At 58.7% G+C, this 14,960-nt stretch carries 16 protein-coding genes; 9 read left to right on the top strand and 7 right to left on the bottom strand.

Features of this window, described 5'->3' with window-relative positions; translation table 11 throughout:
* Positions 1–135 precede the first annotated feature (135 nt).
* The 4 genes from AB0O97_RS03630 to AB0O97_RS03615 all read left to right on the top strand — a co-directional run bounded on the left by AB0O97_RS03630 (position 136) and on the right by AB0O97_RS03615 (position 2,376).
* Positions 136–771, top strand: a complete 636-nt coding sequence (locus tag AB0O97_RS03630) for a uracil-DNA glycosylase (protein WP_363879970.1) — start codon at positions 136–138, stop codon at positions 769–771.
* A 75-nt stretch (positions 772–846) separates the two neighbouring features.
* Positions 847–1,239 carry a DUF3054 domain-containing protein gene (locus AB0O97_RS03625; RefSeq protein WP_363879967.1) on the top strand — a complete coding sequence of 131 codons (393 nt, stop codon included), beginning with the start codon at positions 847–849 and terminating at the stop codon, positions 1,237–1,239.
* A 105-nt stretch (positions 1,240–1,344) separates the two neighbouring features.
* On the top strand, positions 1,345–1,626 hold the full coding sequence (locus AB0O97_RS03620) for an Lrp/AsnC ligand binding domain-containing protein (protein ID WP_363839667.1): 282 nt from the start codon (positions 1,345–1,347) through the stop codon (positions 1,624–1,626).
* Between the two features lie 9 nt (positions 1,627–1,635).
* Positions 1,636–2,376, top strand: a complete 741-nt coding sequence (locus AB0O97_RS03615; protein ID WP_363879964.1) for a copper homeostasis protein CutC — start codon at positions 1,636–1,638, stop codon at positions 2,374–2,376.
* Positions 2,377–2,462: 86 nt separating this feature from the next.
* On the opposite strand, the gene trpD is transcribed toward AB0O97_RS03615, so the two are convergent.
* Positions 2,463–3,536 (bottom strand): anthranilate phosphoribosyltransferase, encoded by a 1,074-nt coding sequence (trpD, locus tag AB0O97_RS03610; RefSeq protein ID WP_363879962.1) that lies wholly within the window; start codon positions 3,534–3,536, stop codon positions 2,463–2,465.
* A gap of 186 nt (positions 3,537–3,722) precedes the next feature.
* Here trpD and AB0O97_RS03605 point away from each other — a divergent pair, with 186 nt between their 5' ends.
* The 4 genes from AB0O97_RS03605 (at position 3,723) to AB0O97_RS03590 (ending at position 8,041) form a co-directional block, all read left to right on the top strand.
* Positions 3,723–4,361, top strand: a complete 639-nt coding sequence (locus tag AB0O97_RS03605; RefSeq protein ID WP_363879959.1) for a heme-copper oxidase subunit III — start codon at positions 3,723–3,725, stop codon at positions 4,359–4,361.
* 90 nt (positions 4,362–4,451) lie between these two features.
* On the top strand, positions 4,452–5,240 hold the full coding sequence (locus AB0O97_RS03600; RefSeq protein ID WP_363879956.1) for a cytochrome c: 789 nt from the start codon (positions 4,452–4,454) through the stop codon (positions 5,238–5,240).
* Between the two features lie 99 nt (positions 5,241–5,339).
* Positions 5,340–6,368: a Rieske 2Fe-2S domain-containing protein gene (locus AB0O97_RS03595; RefSeq protein WP_363879953.1), complete on the top strand. Its 1,029-nt coding sequence runs from the start codon at positions 5,340–5,342 to the stop codon at positions 6,366–6,368.
* Between the two features lie 2 nt (positions 6,369–6,370).
* Positions 6,371–8,041, top strand: coding sequence for a cytochrome bc complex cytochrome b subunit (locus AB0O97_RS03590; RefSeq protein ID WP_363839685.1), 1,671 nt, complete (start codon positions 6,371–6,373; stop codon positions 8,039–8,041).
* Positions 8,042–8,475: 434 nt separating this feature from the next.
* Here the strand turns inward: AB0O97_RS03590 and AB0O97_RS03585 are convergent, their stop codons facing one another.
* On the bottom strand, positions 8,476–9,255 hold the full coding sequence (locus tag AB0O97_RS03585; RefSeq protein ID WP_363879950.1) for a GntR family transcriptional regulator: 780 nt from the start codon (positions 9,253–9,255) through the stop codon (positions 8,476–8,478).
* Between the two features lie 76 nt (positions 9,256–9,331).
* Here AB0O97_RS03585 and AB0O97_RS03580 point away from each other — a divergent pair, with 76 nt between their 5' ends.
* On the top strand, positions 9,332–9,616 hold the full coding sequence (locus AB0O97_RS03580) for an HPr family phosphocarrier protein (protein WP_363839691.1): 285 nt from the start codon (positions 9,332–9,334) through the stop codon (positions 9,614–9,616).
* A 193-nt stretch (positions 9,617–9,809) separates the two neighbouring features.
* Here the strand turns inward: AB0O97_RS03580 and AB0O97_RS03575 are convergent, their stop codons facing one another.
* From AB0O97_RS03575 to AB0O97_RS03555, 5 genes are all read right to left on the bottom strand, one after another.
* Positions 9,810–10,211 carry a cytochrome c oxidase subunit 4 gene (locus AB0O97_RS03575; RefSeq protein ID WP_363839694.1) on the bottom strand — a complete coding sequence of 134 codons (402 nt, stop codon included), beginning with the start codon at positions 10,209–10,211 and terminating at the stop codon, positions 9,810–9,812.
* Positions 10,208–11,911: a cytochrome c oxidase subunit I gene (gene ctaD / locus AB0O97_RS03570; protein WP_363879947.1), complete on the bottom strand. Its 1,704-nt coding sequence runs from the start codon at positions 11,909–11,911 to the stop codon at positions 10,208–10,210. Before ctaD ends, AB0O97_RS03575 begins: the two co-directional genes overlap by 4 nt.
* Positions 11,912–11,924: 13 nt before the next feature.
* Complete coding sequence (gene coxB / locus AB0O97_RS03565) at positions 11,925–12,809, bottom strand: cytochrome c oxidase subunit II (RefSeq protein ID WP_363839700.1); 885 nt, start codon at positions 12,807–12,809, stop codon at positions 11,925–11,927.
* Between the two features lie 180 nt (positions 12,810–12,989).
* Positions 12,990–13,379 carry an iron-sulfur cluster assembly accessory protein gene (locus AB0O97_RS03560; RefSeq protein WP_363839703.1) on the bottom strand — a complete coding sequence of 130 codons (390 nt, stop codon included), beginning with the start codon at positions 13,377–13,379 and terminating at the stop codon, positions 12,990–12,992.
* Between the two features lie 65 nt (positions 13,380–13,444).
* The gene (locus AB0O97_RS03555; RefSeq protein ID WP_363880156.1) at positions 13,445–14,872 is read right to left on the bottom strand and encodes a M20/M25/M40 family metallo-hydrolase; all 1,428 of its coding nucleotides are present in this window, start codon (positions 14,870–14,872) and stop codon (positions 13,445–13,447) included.
* Positions 14,873–14,960: the final 88 nt, after the last annotated feature.

Here is a 14,960-nt window from a genome sequence, read left to right as displayed (position 1 = left end):
ATTTGGACGTCCCCTAGCACAGACCCCCGATGCCCGGTCACCGGGAAATAATTGATAGGCTGGGAAGTCGGCCCTCCTCCCTTAAGGGAAGCTGCCGCAACAACTCCCATTCCCTCTAAGGAGAACTAAGCCTCAATGACATCCGTGGCCACTGAATCACTGCGTGAACAGCTCTGGAATCGCCGATACGACGAGAACATTGCCCCCATCACCGAACTCTGCGACACCCTGGCCGAAGCCCGGCCGGAGCAGCAGGTGGCTTACGTGGACCCCGTACACGATGTTGACGAGTGCAAGATCATCAGCTTGTTTTCCAATGTTGGCGAAATAGATCCTTCCGGCTTCGTCACCGCAGGAGATGAGCAGGCAGCTACCCGCCTGCTGGGTATTCACTGGCAGATTGGCCTGCGCCCAAGCTACGTCATGCCGTGGAACGTCCACCCCTGGTTCACCCCGGGCCAGCCCAACGGCCGTTTGACTGCTCCCCAAATTGAGCAGGGTCTGCGTCCTCTGGTGAAGTTCCTGACGCTGGTTCCCCGCGCGTCTGCGTTGGTTGCTCACGGCACCGAAGCGCACCGCTTGGCCGATCAGCTGCTGAAGGCTCAGGGCCCCATGCTGTACAAGCGTGGCTTCGGTATCTACAAGGTTCGCTCACTGTCCGGCCGCAGCTTTGCCGGGTCAGCCGAGCGCCAGGAGCAGTGGCTGTTGGAGTCCGCCAAGGCCTACGCCGAGTCAATGACCCGCAACGGCATCCCGGTCAAGGGCCGCTAAGCCTCACCAACACCTAGCTAACAGTTGGCAGCCGCGGGGCGGGTGCTTGGATTCTTTAGGACTAAACTCCTTTACGTGAAACACACAGAATCCAAGCCCCGCCCCGCACTCGTTGTACAGACCCTTGTTATTGACATCGTGCTGGTGCTGGCCTTTGCCCTATCCGGCCGCCGCAACCACGATGAAACCCTGGGCGTCATCGGCGTCCTTGAGACGGCCTGGCCGTTCCTGACCGCGTTGGCCGCAGGCTGGCTCATCTGCCGACTCTGGCGACAGCCGTTGAGAATCTTCCCGCACGGCATCTGCCTGTGGCTCATCACCGTGGCCGGCGGAATGGCGCTGCGCATACTCTCCGGAGCCACGGCCGCACTCCCCTTCGTGGTGGTAGCCACGTTGGTGCTGGCACTGTTCCTACTGGGTCAGCGCATCATCACAACACTGCTGCTGCGACGCACTGCGAAAGCGTAGTTTCGGGGCCGCTTTGGGTTAGGATCTAAGCGGGTGAATCGTTGTTTTACAGCAGCGTTTTCCCCTGCTTCCCCCTGCCCCGCCACACGATAAGGAACCACTACTGTGATCACCGCATTCGTCCTGATCAAGACCGACGCTTCACGGATCCCCGAGGCGGCCCAAGAAATTTCGGAGCTGGCGGGGATCAGCGAGGTTTACTCCGTCACAGGCGAGTGGGATTTGATCGCCATCGCTCGCGTGCCCAAGCATGAGGACCTGGCCGAGGTCATTGCGGACAAGCTCTCGAAGGTCACCTCCGTGGTCTCAACCACTACACAGATCTCCTTCCGCGCCTACTCACAACATGATCTGGACGCGGCGTTCGCCCTAGGCTTCGACCACTAACACGGGCTGATGCGCCTTGAAATAGCAGTTCAGGATGTTCCCGGCGCTCACCTTGCAGCCGCCCATGGCGCAGACCGCATTGAGCTGTGCTGTGCACTCCAGCTAGGTGGCCTCACACCGTCGCAGGGCTTGCTGCGCAGCGTTCGCTCCGCCGAGCCCGCCCTGCCCATCCATGCGTTGATCCGAGCCCGACCCGGCGATTACGTCTATGACGCTCCAGCCCTTGCGCTCATGCTGGCTGAGATCAAAGAAATACGCGACGCCGGCGCCACCGGTGTGGTCATCGGCGCCCTAACGCCTGCTGACACCATTGACTACGCCGCAGTACAGGCCATGGTTGCGGCCGCTGATGGCCTGCACATCACCTTTCACCGGGCCGTGGATCACTTGTCCATGAACGACGCCGTTGCCGCCGTTCCGCGCTTGGCAAGCCTTGGTGTGCAGCGCATCTTGAGCTCAGGCGGGGCGCTCAAAGCCGGCGCCGGGTTGGCTCAGTTGCGGGCCATGCACGAGGCAGCCTCCGGGACCCTGACCATCATGGCTGGCGGCGGTGTGGACGTGGCGGACTTCGCAGCCTTTCATGACGCCGGTCTGCGCGACGTGCACCTCTCCGCCAAGCGAACCATCCATAAATCTACGCCCGGCCCGCTTACCGGGGCCGCACAGGCTGAAGACAATAGCTATTTTGTCACCGATGCACACATGGTGGAACAAGCTGGGATTGCGGCAAGGGCCCTGGCACTGGCCTGAGCCAGCCCCGGAGGCACTCGCACAGAACCTTGTTTAGCTACCAGGCCAACGGCCCATGCCAGTTCAGCTAGTGGTGCAGACTCTATTTATTGCTTCTGTTTGGCTTCGCTGCTCAGTGCCACCCAGCTGGTGAGGACCTTAGCTGCTGCACCGCTATCAATGGAGGCCTCGGCCCTGACGACTGCGGCCGCCATCCGCTCTAGGAGAGTTCCTTCGTGAGAGCTGTCGTAAGCCACCAGGCCTGCTGCTGCATTCAGGACAACTGCGTCGCGCACTGGTGAACGTTCGCCATCAAGGATGCGGCGCACTACACCGGCATTGAATTCGGCGTTCTGTCCGCGCAGGTCCTCAATGGTGGCCCGAGGGATACCAAGATCCAAAGGATCAAAATGACTTTCGGTGATGGAATTGCCCCGGACCTCCCAGATGGAGGAGGTGCCCGTCGTCGTCAATTCATCAAGTCCGTCGCTGCCCCGGAACACCAAGGCACGGATATTCCTGGCGGCCAGCACACCCGCCATCAGCGGAGCCATGCGAACATCGGCCACACCAATGGCCGACGCCACCACGCGGGCAGGATTGGTCAGCGGGCCTAGGAAGTTAAAGGCTGTGGGGACAGCAAGTTCTCTCCGCGCAACTGCGGCGTAGCGCATGGAGGGGTGGAAGAAGTTTGCGAAACAGAAGGTAATCCCCACCTCCGTTGCAGCACGTTCGACCATTTCCAACGGCAGATCCAGGCGCACGCCCAGGCTCTCAAGAACATCGGCCGAACCTGCAGCCGAGGAAGAGGCCCGGTTACCGTGCTTAACCACGGTGGCACCCGCTCCAGCACACACCAAAGCGGCCATGGTGGAAATATTTACTGTGTTAAGACGATCTCCGCCCGTGCCAACAATGTCCAGAGCCTCACTGGAGACACGTAACGGCCTGGCGTTGGAGAGCATTGCCTCCACAAGACCTGTCACCTCCGCCACGGTTTCACCCTTGGCCCGAAGCGCTACGAGAAATCCGGATATCTGCGCATCACTGGCATTGCCAGCCATGATCGTGTTCATTGCCCACGCGGTCGCGTCCTGTTCCAGATCGTTTCCTGCAATCAATGCAGCAATGAGATTTGGCCACGTGTGCGTGCTTGACGAAGTGTCTTGGAGAGGATTCACCTTTCAAATATTAGACGAATTCGCAGCACTCCCGGTCTTTGTGACCATTGACACGTGAAGCGTGTTGTGCATAGGCAACTGGGTTTAAGCTGTGAATACGCCGGAATTTCGCAGGTTTGTAGAAAAAGATCGTTCATTCGGAGTTTTGCATTGGGAACTCTGGGGTTTTATAGACATAATGTCTATGTGACAACTGCGACCCATACCCCCAGTACCCCGGCGCATCCGACGCTGAACCGCCCGAACCTGGTTTCTGTAGGAACCGTAGTTTGGCTGTCCAGTGAGCTGATGTTCTTTGCCGGCCTTTTTGCCATGTACTTCACACTGCGTTCCACCACTGGTGGGATGTGGGCTGAAGAAACGGCCAAGCTGAACTTCCCGTTCGCCTTGGTTAACACCCTCATCCTGGTTTCGAGCTCTTTTGCTTGCCAGATGGGTGTGTTCACCGCGGAGAACCTTCGGCCTCGCCGCACGGGAAGCCTCTTCCAGTTCTCCAAGTGGGGAATGACGGAGTGGTTCCTGTTGACCTTCGTTCTTGGTGCAGTATTCGTTGCCGGTCAGACGACCGAATACGCAATGCTGACTTCCGAGCACGTGACCCTGAACTCCAACGCCTATGGCTCTGCCTTCTACATAACTACCGGGTTCCACGGCCTGCACGTTATTGGTGGCCTCATAGCATTCCTCCTCATCATTGGCCGCGCCTATGCAGCCAAGAACTTTGGACACTTTGAAGCTACGAGTGCGATCGTGACTTCTTACTACTGGCACTTCGTGGATGTCGTGTGGATCGGCCTGTTCTTGGTCATCTACGTCCTGAAGTAAGCTGCCCGCAGCTTACTTCTGCACAAGATACGAATTAGCATTTGCGGCTCTCACTCGGGGCTGCTGGATATAGATCAAAGGAACCACCAAGTGAAGGCACTCTCGCAGAAGCGACGTCATCCGCTGGCCGCACTAGCGTTGCTAGTGTTGGGGCTCATGCTGACAGGTGGGCTATACGCCGTTGTCACAACCGTGAATGAGGCCAAGGCCGATACCACCACCTACACTGCCCAGGAAGTGCAGGAGGGCGAGAAGCTCTTTGTCGCCAACTGCGCTACCTGCCACGGCCTCGGCGCCAGTGGTACCAACGCTGGCCCATCGTTGGCCGGCGTTGGCGCCGCTGCTGTTGACTTCCAGGTCGGCACAGGCCGCATGCCCATGCAGATGCAGGGACCCCAGGCAAAGCAGAAGCCCCAGCAGTTCACCACCGCCCAGACCCGCGAAATGGCCGCTTATGTAGCCACTTTGGGTGACGGCCCGGCCATTCCCGACGAGCAGTACCTCGACGGCGGTGGCGACGCAGCCGTCGGTGGCGAGCTGTTCCGCGTTAACTGCGCCATGTGCCACAGCGCCGCTGCAGCCGGTGGCGCACTGACCCGCGGCAAGTTCGCACCCCCGCTGGCTGGCGTTGGAAACAGCCACATCTACAGCGCCATGGTTACCGGACCGCAGAACATGCCGGTCTTCAACGATGCCAACATCAGCCCTGATGGCAAGCGCGACATCATCACGTTCTTGAACACCATCGAAAACCAGGGCTCACCCGGTGGCGCCAAGCTTGGCTCACTGGGTCCGGTATCTGAGGGCTTGTTCCTCTGGACTGCCGTTCTCGGTGTCATCATCGGCTTCACCATCTGGCTGACCTCACGGACCTCCTAGGTCCATAAGAAGTCCCAAGATTTTGGCTGCAGCTGCAGCCGCAGAAACATACATTACGACCCCGGGAATGCACCGGGATAAGAGAAGGATGAGGGGATTATGGGCAACCATAGTGACGGCACGCCGACAGGCTCGGACGCCGTAGCTAAGGCTGGTCACAAAGAGGTGGATCAGTTCCAAGACCCGGGACTGCCTCCACACCGTTTGCGACTAGCTGACACGGACCCCAAGGCTGCAAAGCGGGCCGAACGCCAGGTGGCATGGCTATTTATCATTTCCATCGTCGGAACCTTGCTGTTCTTCGTGGGCTACTTCGGCATTCGACTAGATGACACCTTCGGCCAACTGCGACTGCAGAACACCCTTCTGGGTCTGGGCATCGCCTTTGCCATGTTGGGCATTGGAACAGGCATCGTGCACTGGGCTCGCGCCCTCATGCCGGACCACGAAGTCATTGAAGAACGCCACGAGCTGCGTCCCGAAGAGGACCGTCTGGCCGCTGTCGAGATCCTCGAGAACATTGTCGAAGAAACCGGTATCAAGCGTCGACCGTTGATCCGCAACACCCTCCTTGGTGCTGTAGCTCTGGCTCCGCTGCCGGCTATCGCGATCTTCCGTGACCTGGGCCCGCTGCCGGGTGATTCTCTCCGCCACACACTGTGGAAGGAAGGCGAGCGTCTGGCTCGCGATCCCGACGGAACCCCGATCAAGGCCTCCGATGTCACCATCGGCTCTGCCTTCCACGTGATTCCGGAATCGCTGAACAGCCTCGAGCAAGGCAAGTTGAACGAAAAGGCCAAGGCCGTCGTCTTGCTGATGCGCCTGAACCCGGAAGACCTCAACCCTTCCGAAGGTCGCGAAGACTGGGGCTACAACGGGATCGTTGCTTACTCCAAGATCTGCACCCACGTCGGTTGCCCTGTTGCCCTGTACGAGCAGCAGACACACCACCTGCTGTGCCCCTGCCACCAGTCGACCTTCGACCTAACGCAGGAGTGCAAGGTCATCTTTGGCCCGGCCGTCCGTCCTCTGCCGCAGTTGCCCATCTCAGTTGATGCTGATGGCTACTTGGTCGCCCAGAGCGACTTCCACGAACCTGTTGGACCGAGCTTCTGGGAGCGTGGCTAAACATGTCTGCAGTTACTGAAACAACCTTCGAACCCAAAACGTCCACAGGACGCATTACCAACTTTGTTGATGAGCGTGTTGGCGGTTCGGGTATTGTCCGTGAGTTCGCCCGGAAGGTCTTCCCTGACCACTGGTCATTCATGTTCGGCGAGGTGGCACTGTACTCCTTCGTCATTTTGCTCCTCTCGGGTACCTTCCTGACGTTCTTCTTTGATCCGTCCATGGCAGAGACCCACTACAACGGTCCCTACGTCCCGCTCAAGGGTGTGGAGATGTCGGTGGCTTACAACTCCACTCTGCAGCTCTCCTTCGAGGTTCGTGGCGGCTTGTTCATGCGCCAGGTTCACCACTGGTCTGCGCTGCTCTTCGCAGCCGCCGTGGCCGTGCACATGCTCCGCGTATTCTTCACTGGCGCATTCCGCAAGCCCCGCGAACTGAACTGGGTTGTGGGTGGCGTGCTGCTCATCCTCTCCTTGGCTGCAGGCTTCACCGGCTACTCGCTCCCCGATGATCTGCTCTCCGGTAACGGTCTGCGCATCATTGACGGTGTGGTCAAGTCCATCCCCGTGGTCGGTACTTACATCTCCTTCTTCCTCTTCGGTGGAGAGTTCCCGGGCACCATGATTGTTGGCCGCCTCTACATGATGCACATCATGTTAGTTCCGGCACTGATCCTCCTCATGGTTGCCATCCACTTGTTCATGGTTGTCATCCACAAGCACACGCAGTACCCCGGCCCGGGACGCAACGACCGCAACGTCGTCGGCTTCCCCCTCGGCCCGGTATACGCTGCCAAGGCTGGTGGCTTCTTCTTCATCATGTTCGGCATCATTGCCTTCATCTCCGCTACCTTCCAGATCAACCCGGTCTGGAACTACGGCCCGTATGACCCCTCCCCCGTATCGGCAGGCACCCAGCCTGACTGGTACATCGGATGGGTCGATGGCGCCCTGCGTTTGATGCCAGGCTGGCTGTTCAACATCCCGATGGAATGGCACATCCCGCTGCCGTGGGGTACCAACACGCTGTCCTTCAACGTGCTTGGCCCGGCATTGCTGCCAGCTGGTCTGCTGTTCACCGTCCTGTTCCTGTACCCGTGGATTGAGCGCTGGGTAACCCGCGACAACCGCGAGCACCACGTACTCGACCGTCCTCGCAACGTACCGACGCGTACCGCCATCGGTATTGCAGGCTTCATCTTCTACTGCGTCATGTGGGCAGCTGCAAGCTCCGACTTGATCGCAACGCACTTTGAAGTCTCATTGAACGATGTCACGTACTGGCTGCGTGTACTGTTCTTCGTCGGCCCGATTCTTGGCTTCGTCGTCACCAAGCGTGTTTGCTTGGCGCTGCAGCGCAAGGACCGCGAGATCGCACTGCACGGCCGCGAGACCGGCCGCATTGTGCGCCTGCCGCACGGTGAGTTCCAGGAGATCCACGCACAGCTCGATGACTACAAGCGCTACAAGCTGGTTGGTTACGAGTCCCCCGTTGCTGAAGAGGGCATCCCGAATGAAAACGGGATCGTCACGAAGCAGGAGAACCTGCGCTCCAAGCTCAGCGGCTTCTTCTTCGAGGACCGCGTGGCTCCGGCCACACCGTCCGAACTCGAAGCAGGTCATCACCACGAGGCTGTCGCAGCCGGTGAAGACGACAAGGCCATCACCCACTAAGCATCACAGTGGTAGTTAGTCCATAAGCAATTAGGCGGTTCCTCCGGGAGCCGCCTAATTGCTTTAACATCTGCACCGCTGCGCCGGGTTTGCGGGTTTCGGGTCTCCAAACGGCAGATGACGCGATAGCCGTAGTCGAGTCGACACATATGGCCCCGAATGTACCCAAATTAGGGGCCATATGTGTCGACTCGAATCTGTGGACTGACTGGCTGGCTGGCTGGCTCCATGCGGCCGTGCTTTCCGCCGCATCTGCTGCAGCCTCAAATGTGGGAACCGCAGCAACTGTTGTTTCAACTATGCCGTCCCCTACTCGTCGAACTGTCCGGCGCTCCTTCTAACAAGCCGTGCGGCGTCCAACGGGCTCGACGCCCACTCTTCGCCAGCGGGCCAACAAGGCGCAGGAGCGACTCCACGGACCCCCTAGAGCGTGCCTAGTACATGCGTCGTGTGCGCACACCAGCGCGTTGCAAGGGCACACGGAGCTTGTAGCGGTCAGCCCGGTAGAAAGACACGGAGTAATCCACGGTTGCGCGCGAAACAAACGCGTGGCGTTCAGTTCTGAGCACCGGCGCGCCGATATCCACTTGCAGGAGTCGCGCAATAGAAGGTGTGGCAGCATTGGCCTCGATGGTGTCCTCGCCCCACTCGATGATGAGTCCGTACCGCTCTCCCAGCACGTTGTACAGGGAAGTGGGTGGTCCGGCATCTAGAATCCCTGGGACCCGGCATGCCGGGATGAAGTTCTCATCGACGCTCATGGGCAGATCATCTGCCAGCAGTAGACGCCGCAGACGGATCACGGCGGCACCCTCTTCTATCTGGAGCTCACGGGCCAGCCTGGCCGTCGCGGGAATCTGTTCGAAGGCTAGTGTGCGCGCAGCCGGGCGCAGACCACGACGGGCCATTTCCTCAGAGTAGGAGGTCAATTTGAGAGTGACATCGAGTTTCGCCCTGGCCACAAAGGTGCCAACGCCCACCACTCGTTCGAGCAGTTCTTCCTCAACCAGGGCCTCGACGGCTTGACGCAGGGTCATGCGAGCAACACCAAAACGCTCGGCCATGTCACGTTCGGAGGGCAGCTGCCGGCCTGGCTTGCTGCTCTCTACGATGTACTGGCGCAGCAACTCCCGGAGCTGGATATGGACCGAAATCTTAGCGTCCCTGTCCAACTCCCCCGGGATCTCGCTCGCCGAAGGCACTAAATAGCCCATGAAACTCCTCTGTTCACATGTACCAGCCTAAAACACGACTACTCTCTATACAGAACCATCTACCGTAGGAGTAATCATGTACACCCGGAAAGCCACAGTGGTAGCCGGCGTTGGCTTGCACGCCCGTCCCGCTGCCGTCTTCGTCAGGGCAGTCAATAAAACCGGCTTGCCCATCACGTTGGCGAAGGACGGGCAATCCCCCATCGACGCTAGGTCTTTACTGGCCGTCATGAGCGCTGACTTTGAGCACGGCACCGAAGTAGAGATCGGCGTGGGACCTCATGAAGCCCCCGAGGAGTCCGTTGTAGCCGCCGTAGACGCCCTAGCGGAGCTCTTGCGTACCGATCTCGTCGATCTCTAAACCACAGCCTCCCAGGCGCTGTGGCAGCCTTGAGGCAGTAGCAGCGCAGCCGCGGTACCCGTGCTTGAATCAGCACTCCGCGATTGAACATGAAATTCAGAAGTAAACATTAAAGGGATTGCCCCGCACCAATGGTGCGGGGCAATCCCTTTGATGTTTGCACGTCCCTGTCAGCAGGAACGAACGTGTCCTGCTAGTGTGCGTGGTCTCCGCGGCTGTACTCGTAGACCCAGCCAACCAATGCGATGACGGTCAGGCCGACACCCATGAGGAAGACCCACCAGCCTACGGCAAGGCCCAGGAAACCTGAGGCAGCGCCCAAGCTGAGGACCAGCGGCCACCAGCTCCAGGGGCTGAAGTGACCCTGCTCGCCGGAACCCTCATGAACTTCAGCATCAAGGCGATCCTCGGGACGAGGACCAACCCTTTTGCCGGTGAAGTGAAGGTAGACGCCAATCATGAAGCACAAGCCTGAAAGCAAGTACAAGGCCAAGAAGCCAACGGGTTCATTCCACTCAACCATGAAGCCATAAACAGTGGCGACGGGGATGAAGAACAGACCAACCAAATTGAAGAGACCAGATTCTATCTTCACTTTTTGGCTCCCTTCGATGCTGCAGCCGGTACGGGCTGGTAATGCGGGGCCAGCTCCGGGTGATGGAGATCAAGTGCCGGACGCTCCGAACGGATACGCGGCAGCGAGGTGAAGTTGTGGCGCGGCGGCGGGCAAGATGTTGCCCACTCCAAGGAAGCACCGAAGCCCCAAGGATCATCGACCTCAACCTTCTTGGCACTGCGCCAAGTGATGTACACGTTCCAGAACCACGGGATCATCGAGGCGCCCAAGACGAAGGATGAAATGGTGGAGAACTGGTTCATCCAGGTGAAGTTATCTTCAATCATGTAGTCGGCGTAACGCCGCGGCATACCCAGGACACCCAACCAGTGCTGGATCAAGAAGGTGCCGTGGAAGCCCAGGAACAAGAGCCAGAAGTGGATCTTGCCAAGACGCTCGTTGAGCATCTTGCCAGTGAACTTGGGCCACCAGAAGTAGAAGCCGGCGAACATGGCGAATACCACTGTGCCAAAGACCACGTAGTGGAAGTGAGCAACCACAAAGTAGGTATCCGATACTTGGAAGTCAAGCGGCGGTGAAGCCAAGATGATTCCGGTCAGACCACCGAACAAGAAGGTGACGATGAAGCCAAGGCTCCACAACATCGGTGTTTCGAAGGTCAAGGACCCTCGCCACATGGTGCCAATCCAGTTGAAGAACTTCACGCCTGTTGGAACGGCGATCAGCATCGTCATGAAGGAGAAGAACGGCAGCATGACCTGCCCGGTGACGTACATGTGGTGAGCCCACACAGTCACGGACAGTGCGGCGATGGAAATGGTGGCGAACACCAGACCCTTATAACCGAAGATCGGCTTGCGGCTGAAGACCGGGAAGATCTCCGAGACGATACCGAAGAACGGCAGCGCAATAATGTACACCTCAGGGTGGCCGAAGAACCAGAAGAGGTGTTGCCAGAGCAAGGCTCCACCGTTTTCGGCGTCGAATATATGGGCCCCAAAGCGGCGGTCTGCACCCAGTGCGAACAGGGCTGCTGCCAGCGGCGGGAAGGCCATCATGACCAAGATACCGGTGATCAGCGTGTTCCACGTGAAGATCGGCATGCGCCACATGGTCATGCCCGGGGCACGCATGCAGATGATCGTGGTGATGAAGTTTACCGAGCCGAGAATGGTACCGAAACCGCTCAGTGCCAGACCGAAGACCCAGAGATCTCCACCGACGCCGGGGCTGTAGGTGGTGTTTGACAGTGGCGCGTAGGCGAACCAGCCGAATGCTGCAGCACCCTGAGGGGTGATGAAGCCGGCGATGGCAATGGTGCTACCGAAGCTGAAGAACCAGAACGCGAGTGCGTTCAGTCGCGGGAACGCAACATCCGGTGCACCAATCTGCAACGGCATGATGACGTTGGCGAAGCCAGCGAACAGCGGTGTTGCGAACATGAGCAGCATGATGGTGCCGTGCATGGTGAACAACTGGTTGTACTGATCCTTGGTCTGCAGGATCTGCATACCGGGCTCAAACAATTCCGCCCTGATGATAAGCGCCATGACGCCACCAAGACAGAAGAATACGAATGATGAAATCAGGTACATGTACCCAATTGTTTTGTGGTCGGTGGAGGTGATCCAGTTGACGACAATGCGTCCCTTGGAAACCGGAACGACTCTAGGTGCAGCTGAATTGACTTCAGTTGCCGAGTACTCGAGCGTAGACACTTTCCTCTCCCCCCTACTTCTTCTGGATCTCAGTGATGGCGGCGTTAGGGTTGCGGTCGTACTTCTCAGTCAACTCGCCAGTCTGGCCCTTGTCCTTCAGCGATGCGAGGTGGGCATCGAACTCTGCCTGCGTAACAACCTTGACGTTGAAAAGCATCTCAGAGTGGTACTCGCCACACAGCTCAGCACACTTGCCGTCATACGTTCCCAACGCCGTGGGCGTCAGGGTCATGTAGTTGGTCTTGCCGGGAAGCATGTCCTTCTTGTCCAGGAATGCGGGAACCCAGAAGGAGTGAATAACTTCGCGTGAGTTCAACTGAAGCTCAACCGAACGGTTCACGGGCAAATACAGTGTGGGCAGAGTCGACTTATCGAACGGCTTGCCATCCAACTCAGCCTGAACACCGACGGAATACACAGATTCCTTCACGTCGTTGCCAGCCAAGTAGTTGAAGTCGAATGACCACTGCTTGGCCCGGACGTCAATCGTCACATCCGGGTTGTCGTCACGGGCATTGATGGATTCTTGTTCCACGTTCGTGAAGTGGAAGAACACCAGCACCATGAACAACGGCACCAACACATAAAAAACCTCCAACGGGAGGTTGTAACTGGTCTGCCGCGGGAAGCCCGTGGCGCCCTTGCGGCGACGGTAGGCAATGATGCACCAGATAACCAGTCCCCACGTAATAAGGCCGATGATCAAAATGGTGATCCAGGTGTTGACCCACAGATCGATGATTCCCGCCGTGTGATTGGTGGTATCTCGTTCTGATGGCATCCAGCCATTTTTATTCTCTGCCGTGCATCCTGACAAAGCTAACGCTCCGGCAATCGCCAACCCAGCTATGGGGATGACTTTTGCGCGTCGGCTGCCGGTTCGGTCCTGCGAACTCACAGACGGCCCTTCCTCTTGTTACTACGCTCTGCAACGGTTGCATACCGCTGGAGCTAAATGGGTTTTACTACTCGGTGTAGAGCTTACCGCTATGGCACACAAAATGCGTACTAAACCCTCCGTGCGTCGGATGTCCATCAAGAAACTTGATGGACATCCCTACCTCGAGTAGAAGATTTCTTAGTGGAACGAATCGCCGCAGGCGCAAGAGCCTCCGGCATTGGGGTTATCAATAGTGAAACCCTGCTTTGAGATGGTGTCTTCAAAGTCGATGCTGGCACCATCCAGGTAAGGCACGCTCATTTTGTCGATGACAACTTCGACACCGTCAAAATCGCGCACAGCGTCTCCGTCGAGCATGCGCTCATCGAAGTACAGCTGGTAGATCAGACCGGAGCAACCTCCGGGCTGGACTGCCACGCGCAGACGCAGATCGGTGCGGCCTTCCTGTTCAAGGAGGCTGCGCACCTTGCCGGCAGCAACATCGCTGATCAGCACACCATGGGTGGGCAGCTCAGTGGCTTCTGCGACAGTGGCAGAGGAAGTTTCTTCGTGGACATTTGCAGTCATGGCATTTCCTTACGTGGGGGTACAAGTACATGCTACGTCGAGCCCGGCAGGGGCGCTAACTAGTCTCAACCTTTCGTGTCGGCTTTCTGTTCCCCTAGCGCGCCAGCATTGACGGCCGCTAGGAGCAGAGCCTGCGACACAATTGCCTTTTCGAAGTCACCGAGGTGCAGTGATTCGTTGGCGCTGTGCGCTCGGGAATCGGGATCTTCGACGCCGGTCACCAAGATCTGCGCCTCCGGAAAGGTCTCCTTCAAATCTGCAATAAACGGAATGGAGCCGCCCATTCCTGTCTCCACAGCCGGGACTCCCCACGACTCCCCCATCGCCCACAGGGCTGTCCGAGCTGCGGCCGCTGTGGTGTCAGTTGCGAAGGCCTGGCCAGCCTCGCCGGGAACGAACGTTGCCTGAGCACCAAACGGTGCGTTGGCTGCCACGTGCGCCGCCAGAGCTTCCATGGCCGCCGCCGGGTCCTGGCCGGGAGCCAAACGCATACTGATTTTGGCCCGCGCCGAAGGTAGCAATGTGTTTGAACTCATATCCACGCTGGGGATGTCCATGCCGATAATCGATAGTGCCGGCTGGGCCCACAACCGTGAGGTGAGGCTGCCACGGCCAGCCAGCTGGACGCCGTCGAGCACGGCAGCATCAGCACGGAACGAGTCCTCTGGATAGTCCAGGGCCACTTCATGGCCGGTGTGCAATCCGGCGATGGCCACCGAACCCTGCTCGTCATGGAAAGTCGCGATCAATCTGGCCAACAGGGTGGGCGCGTCAAGCAGTGGCCCACCAAACATCCCGGAGTGGACAGCATGGTTGGTGACACGGACCTCAACAGTGCCGTCAACGAGACCTCGCAAGCTGGTGGTCAAGGCGGGAACGCCAACCTGCCAGTTCGCGGAATCAGCCACGACGATCACATCGCCGGCGAGGAGTTCACGGTACTCGTGCAGGAAGTCCTTGAAGGTGGGCGAACCGGCTTCTTCCTCGCCTTCGATGAAGAAGGTAATTCCGACGCCGAACTCGGCACCGAGCGTTTCGGTTACGGCACGGAAAGAGGCAATGTGCGCCATGATGCCAGCCTTGTCATCAGCGGCTCCGCGCCCATAGAGCCGTCCGTCACGTTCCGTGGCAACAAACGGTTCACTGTTCCACAGCGCAGAGTCGCCGGGAGGCTGAACGTCGTGATGGGCATACAGCACAATGGTGGGCATGCCGGGGGCCGGAAGCTTCCTGGCCACGACGGCGGGACCACCTTGGCCGCCGTCGTTCTTGGGAACACGGAGGATCTGCACGTCATCGAGGTCTGTGGAACGGATCAAGGCGGCCACAGCGTCTGCGCTGCGCTCAAGCTGGGCGGCGTCGAAGGCTTCCCAGGCGATGCCGGGAATGGCCACGAGCTCCACCAGCTCCGCGACAGTAGTGGCGAAGTTAGCGGCAACGCTGGCACGCAGTCCAGCAATGGGGAGTTGGGCAGCAAGTTCGGGAGCCAGCATGTGGGCGCCGGTGTTTTCAAGAGTCATAATCCCCAGACTACCGCCGGAAAATCGACTTCGGTCACGGTGGCCGTCCGGTTCAGGGTAT

The sequence above is a fragment of the Specibacter sp. NPDC078692 genome, assembly GCF_040686835.1.
GTDB lineage: Bacteria > Actinomycetota > Actinomycetes > Actinomycetales > Micrococcaceae > Specibacter.
The sequence above is the reverse complement of the archived record's forward strand: the minus strand, read 5'-3'. Positions and strand labels throughout refer to the sequence as shown.

Bases quoted from the DNA above. Each gene is read 5' to 3' on its own strand.
- AB0O97_RS03630 (WP_363879970.1), top strand. From the start codon at position 136: ATGACATCCGTGGCCACTGAATCACTGCGTGAACAGCTCTGGAATCGC.
- AB0O97_RS03615 (WP_363879964.1), top strand. From the start codon at position 1,636: ATGCGCCTTGAAATAGCAGTTCAGGATGTTCCCGGCGCTCACCTTGCA.
- AB0O97_RS03595 (WP_363879953.1), top strand. From the start codon at position 5,340: ATGGGCAACCATAGTGACGGCACGCCGACAGGCTCGGACGCCGTAGCT.
- AB0O97_RS03590 (WP_363839685.1), top strand. From the start codon at position 6,371: ATGTCTGCAGTTACTGAAACAACCTTCGAACCCAAAACGTCCACAGGA.
- AB0O97_RS03585 (WP_363879950.1), bottom strand. From the start codon at position 9,255: ATGGGCTATTTAGTGCCTTCGGCGAGCGAGATCCCGGGGGAGTTGGAC.
- AB0O97_RS03580 (WP_363839691.1), top strand. From the start codon at position 9,332: ATGTACACCCGGAAAGCCACAGTGGTAGCCGGCGTTGGCTTGCACGCC.
- AB0O97_RS03560 (WP_363839703.1), bottom strand. From the start codon at position 13,379: ATGACTGCAAATGTCCACGAAGAAACTTCCTCTGCCACTGTCGCAGAA.
- AB0O97_RS03555 (WP_363880156.1), bottom strand. From the start codon at position 14,872: ATGCTGGCTCCCGAACTTGCTGCCCAACTCCCCATTGCTGGACTGCGT.